The organism is Rhodococcus sp. Leaf247 (genome assembly GCF_001426185.1).
In the GTDB taxonomy this organism is placed as follows: Bacteria; Actinomycetota; Actinomycetes; order Mycobacteriales; family Mycobacteriaceae; genus Rhodococcoides.
In genome coordinates, this window is record NZ_LMRP01000002.1 from 893,435 (window position 1) to 908,393 (window position 14,959).

General features: G+C 67.6%; 12 protein-coding genes. 9 read left to right on the top strand and 3 right to left on the bottom strand.

Features of this window, described 5'->3' with window-relative positions:
- Window positions 1–39: 39 nt before the first annotated feature.
- Together ASG64_RS13560 and ASG64_RS13565 are read left to right on the top strand one after the other, a co-directional pair.
- Entirely contained in the window at window positions 40–591 is a 552-nt protein-coding gene (locus ASG64_RS13560) for a YceI family protein (protein WP_056074038.1), read from the top strand.
- Between the two features lie 66 nt (window positions 592–657).
- Window positions 658–1,044, top strand: a complete 387-nt coding sequence (locus ASG64_RS13565) for a DUF3054 domain-containing protein (RefSeq protein WP_056074039.1) — start codon at window positions 658–660, stop codon at window positions 1,042–1,044.
- Window positions 1,045–1,048: 4 nt separating this feature from the next.
- Here ASG64_RS13565 and ASG64_RS13570 read toward each other — a convergent pair whose 3' ends face one another.
- The 3 genes from ASG64_RS13570 to ASG64_RS13580 form a co-directional block, all read right to left on the bottom strand.
- A complete protein-coding gene (locus ASG64_RS13570; RefSeq protein ID WP_056074040.1) occupies window positions 1,049–1,786 on the bottom strand; it encodes a sulfite exporter TauE/SafE family protein in 738 nt (245 codons plus the stop codon).
- Window positions 1,787–1,811: 25 nt separating this feature from the next.
- Window positions 1,812–3,452, bottom strand: coding sequence for a penicillin-binding protein (locus tag ASG64_RS13575; RefSeq protein WP_056074041.1), 1,641 nt, complete (start codon window positions 3,450–3,452; stop codon window positions 1,812–1,814).
- A 101-nt stretch (window positions 3,453–3,553) separates the two neighbouring features.
- On the bottom strand, window positions 3,554–5,410 hold the full coding sequence (locus tag ASG64_RS13580) for a penicillin-binding transpeptidase domain-containing protein (RefSeq protein ID WP_442971141.1): 1,857 nt from the start codon (window positions 5,408–5,410) through the stop codon (window positions 3,554–3,556).
- 133 nt (window positions 5,411–5,543) lie between these two features.
- Here ASG64_RS13580 and ASG64_RS13585 point away from each other — a divergent pair, with 133 nt between their 5' ends.
- From ASG64_RS13585 to ASG64_RS13615, 7 genes are all read left to right on the top strand, one after another.
- Entirely contained in the window at window positions 5,544–6,200 is a 657-nt protein-coding gene (locus tag ASG64_RS13585) for a hypothetical protein (protein WP_235579591.1), read from the top strand.
- Window positions 6,201–6,363: 163 nt separating this feature from the next.
- Window positions 6,364–7,980, top strand: coding sequence for an ABC-F family ATP-binding cassette domain-containing protein (locus ASG64_RS13590; RefSeq protein WP_056074042.1), 1,617 nt, complete (start codon window positions 6,364–6,366; stop codon window positions 7,978–7,980).
- A 13-nt stretch (window positions 7,981–7,993) separates the two neighbouring features.
- A complete protein-coding gene (locus tag ASG64_RS13595; RefSeq protein WP_156388376.1) occupies window positions 7,994–8,800 on the top strand; it encodes an alpha/beta fold hydrolase in 807 nt (268 codons plus the stop codon).
- Window positions 8,801–9,415: 615 nt separating this feature from the next.
- A complete protein-coding gene (gene secA2 / locus ASG64_RS13600; protein WP_056074044.1) occupies window positions 9,416–11,638 on the top strand; it encodes an accessory Sec system translocase SecA2 in 2,223 nt (740 codons plus the stop codon).
- Between the two features lie 64 nt (window positions 11,639–11,702).
- On the top strand, window positions 11,703–13,478 hold the full coding sequence (locus tag ASG64_RS13605; RefSeq protein ID WP_056074045.1) for an N-acyl-D-amino-acid deacylase family protein: 1,776 nt from the start codon (window positions 11,703–11,705) through the stop codon (window positions 13,476–13,478).
- Window positions 13,475–14,080 (top strand): TetR/AcrR family transcriptional regulator, encoded by a 606-nt coding sequence (locus ASG64_RS13610; protein WP_056074046.1) that lies wholly within the window; start codon window positions 13,475–13,477, stop codon window positions 14,078–14,080. The genes ASG64_RS13605 and ASG64_RS13610 overlap by 4 nt, the downstream gene beginning before the upstream one ends.
- Window positions 14,077–14,931, top strand: a complete 855-nt coding sequence (locus ASG64_RS13615; RefSeq protein WP_082518435.1) for an alpha/beta fold hydrolase — start codon at window positions 14,077–14,079, stop codon at window positions 14,929–14,931. Before ASG64_RS13610 ends, ASG64_RS13615 begins: the two co-directional genes overlap by 4 nt.
- Window positions 14,932–14,959 lie beyond the last annotated feature (28 nt).

The following is a 14,959-nucleotide window of genomic DNA, read 5'->3' on the forward strand; positions in this document are numbered from 1 at the left end:
ACTGTGAGGCTTGAAACTTCAACCACACAGGAGCTCGACATGACTTCATCAGTGACCGTCCCCCAGCTGTCCGCCGGCACGTGGGCCATCGATCCCGCCCACTCGACCGTCGGATTCACCGTTCGCCACCTGATGGTGAGCAAGGTCCGTGGACGCTTCCAGGACTTCACCGGCACCGTCACCGTCGACGAGAACGGCGCCCCGTCCATCGACGCCGAGATCGACGTCACCTCGATCACGACCGACAACGCGCAGCGCGACGGCCACCTCAAGACGGCCGACTTCTTCGAGGTCGAGAAGTTCCCCACCGCGACCTTCCGTTCCACCTCCGTCCAGGCCAAGGGTGACGACTTCGTCCTCACCGGCGACTTCACGCTGCACGGCGTCACCAAGTCGATCGACCTGAACGTCGAGTTCAACGGAGTCAACGCCGGAATGGGCAACGGACCCGTCGCAGGCTTCGAAGCCACCACGACGATCAACCGCAAGGACTTCGGCATCAGCATCGACATGCCCCTCGAAGGCGGCGGCGCTGTCGTCGGCGACAAGATCGCCCTCCTCCTCGAGATCGAGGCCGGCCTGCAGGCCTGATCCACTCTCGACCACGAAGGACCCGCTCGGCCGTGCCGCCGAGCGGGTCTTTCGTACGCTGGGGGCATGACAGCTCCCGTGCGCACTCGTTCTCTCGCCGTCTCGGCGGTCCTCGACGTCGTTCTCGTCCTGGTCTTCAGTGCCATCGGTCGGAGCAGTCACGCCGAAGGCGTCACCGCCGGGGGTGTCGTCTCCACCGCGTGGCCGTTCCTCATCGGTCTCGTTGTCGGATGGGCCGTCACCTATGCGCTCTACCGGGAGAAGTTCGTCGCGGACTCTCTCGTTCCGACGGGTGTGATCGCGTGGATCGGCACGGTCCCGGTCGGCATGCTCCTGCGTCAGCTGACCGGCGAGGGCACTGCGTTCAGCTTCATCGTCGTCGCATCGGTGACGCTGGCGATCTTCCTTCTCGGGTGGCGCGCCATCGCACGGTTCGTCCGCACGCGTCGGTGACGGCTCAGCCGAGCCACAACCATGCGGCCAGACCGAAACCGCACAGCGCCACTGCGATTCGCAACGGATTCGGCGGAAGGCGACGCACGACGCGAGGCCCCAGTGTCCCTCCGGCGATCGTTCCGATGCCCATCGCCAACGCCGCCAGCCAGTCCACCTGTCCGGAGAAGGCGAAGATCACCGCCGCCACCAGATTGGCCACTCCCAGCAGATAGCTCTTGAGCAGCGTTGCGCGCCAGACGGGTTCCGCTGTACAGATCAGCGTCAGCGCCATGAAGATCACGCCCGCACCGGCTCCGAAGTATCCGCCGTAGATGGCCACGAGGAAGATGGCCGTCGGGTAGAGCACCGGGAACGTCCGAGTACCCGCGAGCGCACGGATGCGTGGTTGCAGCAGCATCGCGACGGACGCCAGGACGACGAGGACCGGCACGATAGCTTCGAACGTCTCGCCCGGCGCACGCAGCAGCACGATTGCCCCGAGGACACCCCCGAGCGCAGCCCACAGCGTGAGCCACACGAGCGAACGGCCGCTCTTCGCAAGCTCTTTGGTCGACGATGCGGTGGCACCGACTCCGGCGCCGACCAGTGCGACAGTGTTGGTGACGTTGGCGGCCACCGGCGCGAGACCGACTGCGAGGAGCGCCGGGTAGGACACCAGTGACGCCAGACCGGTGATGTAGCCGATCACTCCTGCACCGAAACCCGCTGCCATGAGCAGCAGGAACACCGGAACAGTCACGAAAGTGACGGTAACAGCACGGGGTTCACTCGGACGGTGTCGCCATCTCCCTCATGAGCCTGTTCGTCATACGGGCAGCCGCATCGGTGCCGTCGGCATCCTCGATGTAGACGGCGAACGCAAGGTCGCCGGAGGTACCGAGGAACCAACGGTCCTGACCGCTGTCCCCCGCCAGTCCCGCGACGGACGTGTCGCTGATGCCCTCGTCGTGTGCGTTGTCCCGCATGGCCTTCCGAAGAATCGCGAGTTCCGAGGACGCCACGGGCGATCCCGCTGCACTCACCGACGCGGGCACTCCGCTCACGATCGACGGGGCAGGCGCGGACCCGCGAGAGATCGACGCGGCCATCTCGGCCAGGCCGAACGGGGTGACCGTCATGCGGTCGGAGGACGTCGATCGGCTGACTCCGCGGAACTGGTCGACGGCGGACTGTCCGTCCGGAAGCGACGCAGTGACCAGGTCGAGGCCGGGGACATCGAACGACGTTCCGAGCCCGAACTGACGGGCCGCTTCGGCGAAGTCGACTTTCTGTCGATCCGCCGACGCCGACACGGTGTCGACGAGGGTTCCTGCTGGGTACAGCGTCGTGAAGGCCGGGGTACCCAGGTCGTTGGCGTAACTGTTCTGTGCTGTCGCCAGCACGGCACCGGTCGAGGGCTGCAGGACCACGATCGACGCCGGCGTTCCGACGCTGACGGCGGCCGTCTCGGCGGCCAACTGGATCGCGGGGTCGACGGTCGAGCGGATGTCCGGGGAGCCGGGGCCTTGGAACCCGGCCTGGCGGGTGGTCTCTCCGTCGGCGTCGGCGACCTCCACGGCCCAGCCCGACGTCGCGTCGCGCGTGTCCTGCCAGACGTCGCGGAGCGAATCGAGCACCGGAGAGGTGAGTCGACGATCGGCGGCGATCAGCTTCGGCGTCGCGTAGAGGACGACACCGGGGATGGCCCGCAGGTCGTCCTCGAGTACCGCGTAATCGTCGGCACGGAGGTTGACGGCGTCGATGATCTGTCCGGGCTCGGCGGCGACATCCGCCTGCAAGGATTCGGACGTGATCAGCGGAGCGACGACGTCGATGACGTCGGCGAGTCGGCTGGTGGTGTCGGCGAGATCCGACGTCGCGGACGGATCCACCCGGACCGAAGCGACGTTCTGCTCGGTCATCATGATCGCGCCGGTCGTGTCGAGGATCCGCGGAGCGGGCGCATCGGTGCGGGTGTAGCGGACGGATCCGCCGGCGGCCAGATCGGGCGCCAGGATCGACGGATCCCAGGAGATACGCCACCCCACGCCGAGCTTGCGGGCGGATCCCTGCGTCGTGACGTGCCACTCGCGAGGGTCCTGGTCGCGGGGTTCGCCGAACTTCCAGGTCGAGTCGAGTGTGAAAAACCCGGACTCGTCGTCGAGTCCGATGTACTGCGACATGCGGCTGGTGGAGACACCCGGTCCCATCGCGTCGAACATGGCGCTGATCGTTTGGGCCGCGGCATTGGGGTAGGACGTCAGAGCGGCGGCCGCGGCCACGTCGCGCTGATCGAGAGCTGCTGTGAACCGGTCCACGAGAACGGCGGCCTCACTGCGAGGCTTGTTCACCACGAACGAGGCGACAGTCGCGAGCGACACGAACACTGCAAGCAGCGCGACGACATACCTGGAACGCAGAACCATGCACCAATAATCACATGAGTCACACCAGTAACACAGCACGGGAAGCGCTCGGTGCGGTCACGATCCGGTCACCGACCGCTCGTCCTGTTGTGCCGTGCAGATCAGCGCAGGAAGGACCCCGCCGCTGTCAGCGCCGGCGCGGACGAGTCCCCACCCTCGACGAAAACGGCGAAGGCCAGGTCACCGCGGATGCCGACGAACCAGCCATGGGCAGGGCCGCCCGCCACCTCGGCGGTGCCCGTCTTGCCCAGTAGGCCGTCGATGTCCTGGAGCTGCGTCGCCGTTCCCGCGGTCACCGTCTCGCGCATCATCGCCCGGAGCTGCTCGGTCACCTGCGCCGACGGCGCGGCAACTGTCCGGTCGGGAGTTCCCGGTCGTCCCGTGATCAAGGTCGGCTCGGGCGTCGATCCGTTGGCGATGGACGCCGCGACGAGTGCCATCCCGAACGGCGACGCGGTGACCGCGCCCTGCCCGATGGCGGACTCGACGCGTTCCGCCGGTGTCGTAGCGGCCGGAACGCTGCCGGTCACCGTCGTGAGACCCGGTGTCACGTAGTCGACTCCCAGACCGAACTGCGCTGCCGCCTTCTGCAGTGCGTCGCCGGGGAGGTCGACGGCGAGCTGACCCATCGTGGTGTTGCAGGACCGTGCGAATGCCGTCTGCAGCGGCACCTGGCCGAGGTCGAAGTTATCGTCGTTGGGAATGGTCCGGCCCTCGATGTTCGCCGACCCGGGGCACGGGAGCACCGTCGTCGGGGTGGCGTTGCCGGCCTGCAGCGCAGCGGACGTCGTCACGGTTTTGAAGGTCGAGCCGGGCGGATACAGGCCGGTCAGCGCGATGGGCCCCTGAGCGTCGGCGGCCGCGTTCTGCGCCACGGCCACGACGTCTCCGGTGGAAGGCCGGATCGCGACGATCGCCGACGCATTCTGGGCCGTCGCCAGGGCGTTCTCCGCTTTGAGCTGGAGCAACGTGTCCAAGGTGACCTGGATGTCCTTGCCGACGGTCGCCTCGACACCGGTGAGCTGCTGGGCGACTGCGCCGTCGGGGCCGAGCAACTGGACGGCCCAGCCGGCGGTGGCGTCCTGCTGTTCCTGCCACAGCTGCGCGACGTCGTTCAGGGCAGGTGAGGAGAGGGCGCGGTTCTCGGTGAGCAGCCGCGTCTGCGGCGCGAGCGTCACACCCGGAAGGGCTGCGAGTAGTGGCTCGATCGGCGCGAGGTCCTCCTGTCGCAGACTGACGGCGGTCACCGTCTGCCCGCCGGCGAGGTCCGCGCGCAACGATTCTGCCGTCACGGTCGGCGCGAACGGGGACACCAACGCTGCGACGGCAGTCGGGTCCGCGGTCTGATCCAGGTTCACCAACGTCACGACCTGCTGCGACATCAACGCTGCGCCCGACGTGTCGACGACGCGGGGAGTCGTGGTGGCCGTGACCGGGGTGTAGCGAACGGTCGTGTTCGGCGTCAGACCCGGCACGACGACGCCGGGGTCCCATGTCACCTTCGAGCCCTGGTCGCCGTCGGCCACCGAGCCGGACGTCGTGTACGTCCAGACGCGCTCCGCGGTCGCGGGCGCAGCCGTCGTGGTGGCGGCGGCGGTCGTACTGGTGTCGGGCTGCGAACTGTCCGACTCCGGAGGCGCGAAGGACCACGACGCGGACATCGTGAACGTCTGCAGCTCGTCGTCTGCCTGACTGACGGTGAAGCGCGGGGTAGCCGTGACCGCGCCCGAGCCGCCGAGCCCGTCGTAGACCTGCGTCAGTGCCGCGGTGGCCGCGGCGGGATCGGACGTCAGCTCGGCCGCCGCTCCGATATTTCCGGTGCTCAGCGCCTCGGCGAAGCGATCGGCCGTCAGACGGGACTCGGGCGGTTCGTCGCTGCTGCAACCGGTGGCCGCCACGGCGAGAGCGGCGATCACGGCAACGAGTCGAGGGACTGGGCGGGAGATCAGCGTGGACACGCACTGATAGTGCCCCACGGCTCCGACGGTCACACGGACGAACCGATTCCTTGACGATGTTCCACAACTGTGTAATCTTGTAATCACTGGCGTTGTAATCATGTAATCGCGCCACTGACGAAAGAAGATCATCATGCACACCCACGAGAACTTTCCGTTCGGAGAACACCCCTTCGCCCCCGGAGAATCTCCCCGTCGCGGCGGCCCGCACGGCCGCGGACGCGGAAGCAAGCGCGGCGAGCGCGCGGAACGAGTCGGTCGCCCCGGCGGCTGGCAGCAGAAGGACGTCCCGGATGCGGGCGATGCGGAACAGTGGTTCCTCGGCCGCCTTCCCGACAACTGGTTCGACGGCGTCGCCACGGTCGAGATCGATCGCGAGGAGATCGTCGTCATCGGTGAGCTGAACGCGCCGGAGTCGGAGGCGGGAGTCGAGGGCCGTATCGCTCGGTTCCGCGAGACGACCCGCGAGGACCGCATGCGCATCGCCGCCGAGGCCGAGGCCCGCTACGGCCGCAAGGTCGCCTGGGGCGTGACCATCGACGGTGACACCACCCTCTTCACCCACCTCGCAGTGCCGGTCATGACGCGCCTGCGTCAGCCCGAACGCAAGGTGCTCGACACGCTCGTCGACGCCGGCGTCGCCCGCTCGCGTGCCGACGCTCTCGCATGGGCAGTGCGGCTCACCGGTGAGCACATCGACCCGTGGCTGGCAGAACTCCGCGACGCGATGGCCAAGGTCGACGACCTTCGCGCGAAGGGACCGACCGTCGAGGGATCCGAGAACGACTGAGTGACAATCGGTTCGAATATCCGTTGACCCCGCGGGCCGATCGTCCTACAGTGGACGAGCCCCCATCCCCGGACGAACGGACATGAACGTTGCTCATCTCGGCGTAGTGCGGATCCCACCGCGAACACTTGCGGTGGCACGACACTCCCTCCCGAGGTGCACCATGTCAGTTTCACCCTCCGTCGTCATCACGGATCTCACCTTCACTTGGCCTGACGGCCGCCCCGTCTTCGACGGCCTGGACGCATCCTTCACTCCCGGCCGAACCGGCCTGGTGGGCACGAACGGCGCCGGCAAATCGACTCTCCTGCAGTTGATCACCGGCCGATTGGCTCCGTCCCGCGGATCTATCCGCGTCACGGGCACCACCGGCTACGTCCCGCAGCAGACAGCCACGAGGGGCGCAGATACGGTCGCGGCCGGCCTGGGAATCGACACCGTGCGAGCCGCCCTCGCACGGGTCGAGAACGGCAGCACCGATCCCGACGACTTCACGGTCATCGGCGTGGACTGGGACATCGAGGAACGCACACTCGCGCTTCTCGACGCGGCCGGCCTCGGCGATTCGATCGGGTCCGCGGGCGATCTCGACCGACCCCTCGACACGCTGTCCGGGGGCGAGTCGACTCTGTTGGCGCTGGTGGGACAGTTGATCCGGCGGCCGTCGGTGCTGCTTCTCGACGAACCCACCAACAATCTCGACGGTCGCGCTCGGGCCGCACTCGCACGCACCCTGGACGCGTTCACCGGGACCGTCATCGTGGCATCGCACGATCCCGACCTTCTCGACCGGATGGACGAGATCGCCGAAATCCGTTCCGTGCGTGAGTCACCAGGCCGCATCCGCAGCTTCGGCGGCAACTGGACTCATTACCGCGCGGTCCTCGACGCCGAGCAGGATGCGGCCCGGGCGAGCGTTCGTACCGCAGAGCAGGACGTGCGCAAACAGCAGCGCGACCTTGTCGAGGCGCGGACGACCGTCGCACGACGACGACGGATGGGAGACAAGGCTTCGCGCGAGAAACGCGTTCCGAAGATCGTCGCCAACAACCTGAAGAGCTCCGCTCAGGTGTCGGCCGGAAAGTACCGCCTCGGCCACGAGCAGCGCGTCGACGAGGCGAAGGCTCGCGCCGAGGAGGCGAACGAGCGGGTTCGGGACGACACCGAAATAGTCGTCGACCTTCCCGACACCGCCGTGCACTCGACACGACTGGTGGCCGAAACCGGTGACACGGCATTGGATCTGGACGGACGCTACCCCGGCCGTTCGGTGAATCTGACCATCGTCGGCCCGGAGCGGATCGCGCTGATGGGCGACAACGGCATCGGGAAGACGACGTTGCTGCGGGCGTTGACCTCGTCGGTTCCGTCCGCCTACCTCCCGCAGTCGCTCGACGTGTTCGACGACACGGAATCGGTGGTCGAGAACGTCCGTCGGGTCGCGCCGGACACTCCGATCACAGACATTCGAATCCGTTTGGCTCGCTTCCTGTTCCGCGGTCGAAGAGCCGACGCGGTGGTGAGCACCCTCTCCGGTGGTGAACGGGTGCGGGCCGCGCTGGCGATGCTGCTCCTGTCCGATCCCGCGCCGCAACTGCTGATCCTCGACGAGCCGACGAACAATCTCGATGTCGCGTCGAAGGAACACCTGAGTTCGGCCCTGCTGTCGTATCGGGGGGCGTTGGTGGTGGTCAGCCACGACGAGTCGTTCCTCGACCGGGTCGGCATCACGCGTCGGGTGGAGTTGACTGCCGACGGCGCGCGGTCCTGGAACACCTGAGATCATCGCTACCGTGGACTTCGCAACGAACCCGGTGGACGGCACCCGCATCGCCTACTCGGTGACGGGTGCCCCCACCGGCCCGCCGGTGATGCTGGTGCACGGCAGCCTGTTGTCACACCAGATCTGGCGCACGTTCGGATACGTGCGGGCACTGCGCGACACGTACCGCCTGATCCTCGTGGACCAGCGTGGACACGGACGAAGCGACGCTCCCCGCACCGTCGACAGCTATTCGATGGACCGCATCAGCGAGGATCTCGTCGCTGTCCTCGATGCGGTCAACGTCGACGCGGTGCATTACGTCGGCTACTCGTTCGGCGGGCGGTCCGGTTTGAACCTGGTCACCCGCACTCCCGAGCGGGTCGCCTCCTTGGTGGTCGGCGGCGCTGGATCGGGGCCGCAGCGAGGAGCACTCGACAGTCTGTTCTTCGACGGCAGCGCCGACGTCCTGGCCGAGCGGGGAATGGACGGTTTCGTCCACGAGTGGGCGAACCGCCGCGGCTTTCCGGTGGACTCCGGCACCCGAGCCGCGTTCCTGCGCAACGACTCCGAGGCACTGGCCGCGTACTTCCGGGCATCGGACGACGATCCCGGCATCGCCGACGACGCCGTCCACGCCATCACGGCACCGACACTGTTCTACGTCGGCTCCCGCGACATCCAGCGTATCGACGACACCCGTCGCACCGCATCGCTGATCGCCGGCTCCGAGTACGAAGAGCTCCGCGGGTACGACCACGCGACGGCCGTCGCCGCCCCGGAGGCCGTCGAGCTGGTGTCCGGGTGGCTGGGGACGGTCACGTCGTCGGAGCGGTGAGCGGATCGGGCGCTTGCCGCTGGGGGTGTGTGCACCCCTACTGGTGACCGCACACCCGTACCTGCCGGTGGTAGAGGGTGTGCGCTTGACACTGGGGGTGTGCACACAGGTTGCCGCGCCAGCATCGGACGCGCAGCGACACTGCGCCCAATTCTGCAGCACCGGGTGTGTGCACCCCTTCCGGTGACCGCGCACCCCCACCAGCCGGCCGTAGTGGGTGTGCGCTCGACGCTGAGGGTGTGCACACAGGCTGCCGCGGCCCCCGCGTCGGACACGCAGCGACACTGCGCCCAATTCTGCAGCACCGGGTGTGTGCACCCCTTCCGGTAACCGCACACCCCCACCCGCCGGCAGCCGAGGGTGTGCGCTTGACCCTGAGGGTGTGCACACAGGCTGCAGCGCCCCCCTTGAACGCGTACCGGCGCGGCAACGAGAGTGTGCACCCCTTCTGGTGACCGAACACCCCCACCCGCCGGCGGCAGAGGGTGTGCGCTTGACGCTGGGGGTGTGCACACAGGCTGCAGCAGCCGACGCGCTGCACTGCGCTTACCGCTGAGGGTGTGCACACGGCTCGCAAAAGACCCCACGTGCGGCCCCGTCGGTAGCCTGGCGAACATGGCGTCACGGTTCTGGTCCCTGCTCGGTCGTTCGGTCGCGAAGGGGCATGCGCGGTCGCAAGGTGCCGTGGAGGCAGCCCGGGCGCTCGAGGATCGCCACCGCGACCTCGACGCGGACGGCCTGCGTGCAGCCGCCGATGACCTACGCCGTGCCGGAACGCTCGACGTTCCCGCGTTCCTCGCTCTCGCCCGCAAGGCATCCGATAGCGCATTGTCCCAGCGGCCCTTCGATACCCAGCTCTACGGAGCCGTTCGGCTGCTGGAGGGTGACGTGGTCGAGATGGCGACGGGCGAGGGTAAGACCCTGTCCGGCGCGATCGCCGCGGCCGCCTATGTCCTGCAGGGCCGGGACGTGCACGTCGTGTCGGTCAACGACTTCCTCGCCCGACGCGATGCGGAGTGGATGGGCCCGCTGTACGACGCCCTCGGTGTCACCGTCGGGTGGATCACGGCGGAGTCGACGGCGGACGAGCGGCGGGCAGCCTATGCCTGCGACGTCACGTACGCGTCGGTGAACGAGGTCGGGTTCGACGTTCTGCGGGACCACCTCGTCGACGACGCCGACCTGCTGGTCTCCCCCACCGCGGACGTGGCCGTGGTCGACGAGGCGGACTCGGTGCTGGTGGACGAGGCGCTGGTGCCCTTGGTTCTCGCCGGCTCGATCGATCAGGACGTGTCGGCGGACGACGTGCTGGATGCCGTGCGATCCCTCGACGCGGAGACCGACTGGGAGGTCGATGCCGAGCGGCGCAACGTGTTCCTCACCGACGCCGGGGCGGAGAAGATGGAGGCCGCGCTCGGCGACATCGACCTCTACAGCGAGGAGCACGTCGGCACCACATTGGTGCGCGTCAACCTCACCCTGCACGCTGAAGTGTTGGTACGCAGGGACGTCGACTACATCGTGCGCGACGGACGGGTGCAGCTGGTCAATGCGTCGCGTGGCCGCGTCGCCGAGCTGCAGCGCTGGCCCGACGGCCTGCAGGCTGCCGTCGAGGCCAAGGAAGGCCTGGAGCGCACACAGACGGGCCAGGTACTCGACACCGTCACGGTGCAGGCGCTGATGGGTCGGTACAAACGCGTGTGCGGCATGACCGGCACAGCTCTCGCTGCGGGAGAACAACTTCGGACGTTCTACAGCCTGGGTGTGTCGGTGGTGGAGCCGAACGAGCCGCTGGTGCGTGTCGACGAGGTCGATCGCGTCTACGCCACGGCGCCGGAGAAGACGGCCGCAGTCGTGGCCGCGGTGGTCGAGGCCCATGCCACCGGTCAGCCGGTCCTGGTCGGCACTCACGATGTCGAGGAGTCGGAGGATCTCGCTGCGCGACTCGAGGACGAGGGTGTCCCGGTGGTCGCCCTGAACGCGAAGAACGACGCGGAGGAAGCCGAGATCATCGCTCGCGCAGGACTTCGCGGCGCTGTGACCGTCTCGACCCAGATCGCCGGCCGCGGCACGGACATCAGACTCGGAGACGGAGTGACCGATCTCGGCGGTCTGCTCGTCGTCGGAACCGGGCGGTACGTCACCGAGCGCCTGGACAACCAACTACGCGGACGTGCGGGGCGCCAGGGCGATCCGGGCCGCTCGGTGTTCTTCGCCAGTTGGGACGACTCCCTGGTGACGCGATACCTGGAGAAGAGCGATCGTCCCGGCCACCCCGACGACACGGGCTTCATCGAGTCGGAGGTCGCGGCCAAGCGCATCGATCACGCTCAGCGTGTCGCCGAGGGCGCGATGCTGGACACCCACGCGTCCACGTGGCGGTACAACCAACTGACTGCCCAGCACCGCGACATCCTCGATGCCCGCCGCGCGACGCTGCTGACCACCGACGAGGCGTGGACCCTGCTGGCCGATCGCAACCCGGACCGCGCCGCGGAACTGGAGCCGCTCGACGCGGACGTTCGAACAGGTGTCGCGCGGCGCATCGTGCTGCACCACCTCGACCGCGCCTGGTCGGACTATCTCGCTCACCTCGGTGATGTCCGCGAGAGCATTCACCTCCGGGCCCTCGGACGCGAGAATCCGCTCGACGAGTACCACCGCATCGCGATCGACGCGTTCGCCGAGGTGCAGTCGCGAGCACTCGAGGAGTCGGATCGCACGTTCCTGACCTCGGAGATCACCGAGGACGGCATCGACCTCGAATCCGCCGGATTGGTTCGCCCGTCGTCGACCTGGACGTACGTGCGGGAATCTCACCGCCCCCTCGCGTTCTGACAGACCATTGCGAGTGATCACTCTCTAAGTTACGGTGAGCCCATCGCACAGTGATGGAGGTCACATGAACGAGTCGCACTTCGATGTGGTGATCAGCGGCGGGACCGTCTTCGACGGCGACGGCGGTCCCGGTGTCCGACGCGATGTCGGCATCGTCGACGGCGTGGTCCGCGCCGTCTCCTCGGACGCGCTGGCCGTCGGGCCGGACACCGAGGTCATCGACGCCACCGGCCAGTGGGTCATGCCGGGCTTCGTCGACGTGCACACCCACTACGACGCCGAGGTGCTGGTGGGCCCCGGACTGGTGGAATCGGTCCGCCACGGCGTGACGACGGTTCTGCTGGGGAACTGCTCGCTGTCCACGCTGTACTCGACGCCGGTGGACATCGCGGACCTGTTCAGCCGCGTCGAAGCATTGCCGCGCGATCACGTGCTCAAAGCTGTCGACACGCACAAGACGTGGGACGGTCCCGAGGAGTACATCGCCGCGCTCGAGCGGCTCCCACTCGGTCCGAACATCGCGTCGCTGGTGGGACATTCGGATCTCCGCGCCCACGTCATGGGGCTGGATCGGTCGACCGACCGCTCCCAGAAGCCGACGCGCGAAGAGACCGCGCAGATGTCCGACGCTCTCGAGAAGGCGCTCGACGCCGGAATGCTCGGCATGTCCACGATGACCAATCCGTGGGACAAGCTGGACGGCGACCGCTACCGGTCGCGATCCCTGCCGTCGTCCTACGCATCCTGGTCGGAGTTCCGGCGCCTGCACAAAATCCTGCGGCGCCGCGGCCGGCTTCTGCAGAGCATTCCGAATCTGAACACGAAGTACGACATGGTCTTCTTCCTCGGTGCGGCCACCGGGATAGGACGTCGCGCGCTGAAGGTGTCGCTGCTCGCCGCGGCGGACGCCAAGGCCTCACCCTGGATCCACCACATCTTCGGCCCCCTCGCCGCGATCGTGAACGGCCCCGGCAAGGGTCAGTTCCGGTGGCAGCACCTGCCCACGACGTTCGACGTCTACTCCGACGGAATCGACCTGGTCGTCTTCGAGGAATTCGGTTCCGGCAGAGCGGCTCTGCACCTGCGCGAGGAACTGGGCCGCAACGAGCTGCTGAAGGACGAGGCGTATCGACGCTGGTTCCGCGCCGACTTCGAGAAGAAGTTCTCCTCCCGTGTGTGGCACCGGGACTTCGGCGACGTCATCATCACCGAGTGCCCCGACGCGTCCGTGATCGGGAAGAACGTCGCGGAGTTGGCGCGGGAGCAGGGAATCCACGTAGTCGACGCGTTCCTCGACCTGGTCGTCGAGCACGGCCGGAAGCTGCGTTGGCACACCACGATCGCCAACCATCGCCGTAAGCAGATGGACAAGCTGATCACGAAGCCCGGTGTGACAGTGGGATTCTCCGATGCCGGGGCGCACCTGCGGAACATGGCGTTCTACAACTTCGGGATCCGCCTGCTTCGTCGGGTGCACGACGCACACGAGTCGTTCCTGACCGTCGGACAGGCGGCGCACAAGCTGAGCGGCGAACTGGCCGATTTCTACGGCGTCGACACCGGGCATCTGCGCCTCGGTGACCGTGCGGACATCGTCGTCGTGAACCCGGCGGGACTGACGGACGAGGTCGACGCCTACAACGAGGAGTCGATGCCCGAGTTCGGCGGGCTGAGCCGGATGGTCAACCGCAACGACGACGCCGTCACGGCGACGCTCATCGGAGGCCGAGTGGTCTACCGCGAGGGTCGCTTCGCATCGTGGTTCGGGGTGTCCGAGCGCGCCGGCCGATTCCTGCGAGCGGGCGTGAGGACACCTGCGGCCACTACCGTGTCCGTGTGAGACGAACGCAGGAGCAGCGCCGGACCGACACCATCGCGAAACTTCTCGACGCCACCATCTCCTCGTTGGCCGAGAGAGGTTACGCCGCAACGACGGTGAACGAAGTCGTCACCCGTGCGGGTGTGTCGTCCGGCGCTCTGTTCCGGCATTTCCCGACCAGGCTCGACCTGGTGGTCGCCGCCGCGGACGAGGTTCGTAGGCGCCAGTTCGAGGAGTTCCGCGGAGGTCTCGCGAGCTTCGGTTCGGCGTCGGTCGAGCACTGCCTGACGTTGCTGCGCGCGGCGTGCCGCGCCCCGATCAACGGCGCCTGGTACGAGCTCCTCATCGCCGCTCGCAGCGACGAGGAGCTGCGGGCGAGACTCGTCCCGTTCACGATCCGCTACCACCGGGAGATCACCGAGCTGGGCCGGACGTTGCCGATCGCCGGGACGATTCCTGCCGCCGAACTCGATACAGTCCTCTTCACGGTGGTACACCTCCTGGACGGAGAAGCGCTCTCGGCCGTGGTCCATCCGCAGCCGGAGCAGGAAGAGATGCGCTTGCATCTCGTCGCTCGACTTCTCCGCGGAGAGTCTCTCTACAGCAGAAGCGAGGCAGGATGACCGAACCGCACAGCAGGTGGACAGCTCGATCCGACGGGGCCGCCCTCGCGGTGTACGAGTACGGGAACCCCGACGCGGACACGACCGTGCTCCTGGTCCACGGCTACCCGAACAACCACACGATGTTCGACGCCATGATCGACGCGATCGGTGATCGCGCCAGGGTCATCTCGTACGACACGCGCGGCGGCGGTCATACCGTCGTCGAGCACCCGGAGAAGTCGTCGTCGTTCGCCATCGAGCGTCTCGCGGACGACACGTACGCGGTGATCGACTCGATCCCCGATCTGCGGGGGCCGATCCATGCGTTCGCGCACGACTGGGGTTCGGTCCAGATGTGGGAGCCTCTGCGGGATCCTCGTGCCACCGTCGTCTTCGGCTCGTTCACCTCGGTGTCGGGACCGAGCATCGACCACCTGCGGGAGACCTCGAGGCGGCGAGGGCTGCGTCCGACACAGTGGCCGTCCGTGCTCGGGCAGCTCGGGCGGTCCTGGTACATCTGGGGCTTCCACATTCCCGTCGTCGGAAAGTACGTGCCCGATCTGTTCGTCAAGGCCGGGCCCGCGGATCCGGCACCCCCGGCGGATCCGATCGACATGCAACGTGGAGTGGAGCTGTACCGCGCCAACATCATTCGGCGCATGCTCTCCGGACCACCAGCGAGTTGCGAGGTCCCCACACTCGTGGTCGTGCCGCTGAAGGACCGATTCCTGTCCGCCGATCTGGTCGAGGACGTCGATCGGTGGATCCCGGACCTCACCGTCCTCGAGGTCGACGCGAAGCACTGGTGGCCGTGGACGCACGCGTCCGATGCTGCCGACGTGCTGCTCGACCACGCGCAGCGCGTCTGACGTAGGCGGGTGTGGGAACGGTCTTCCC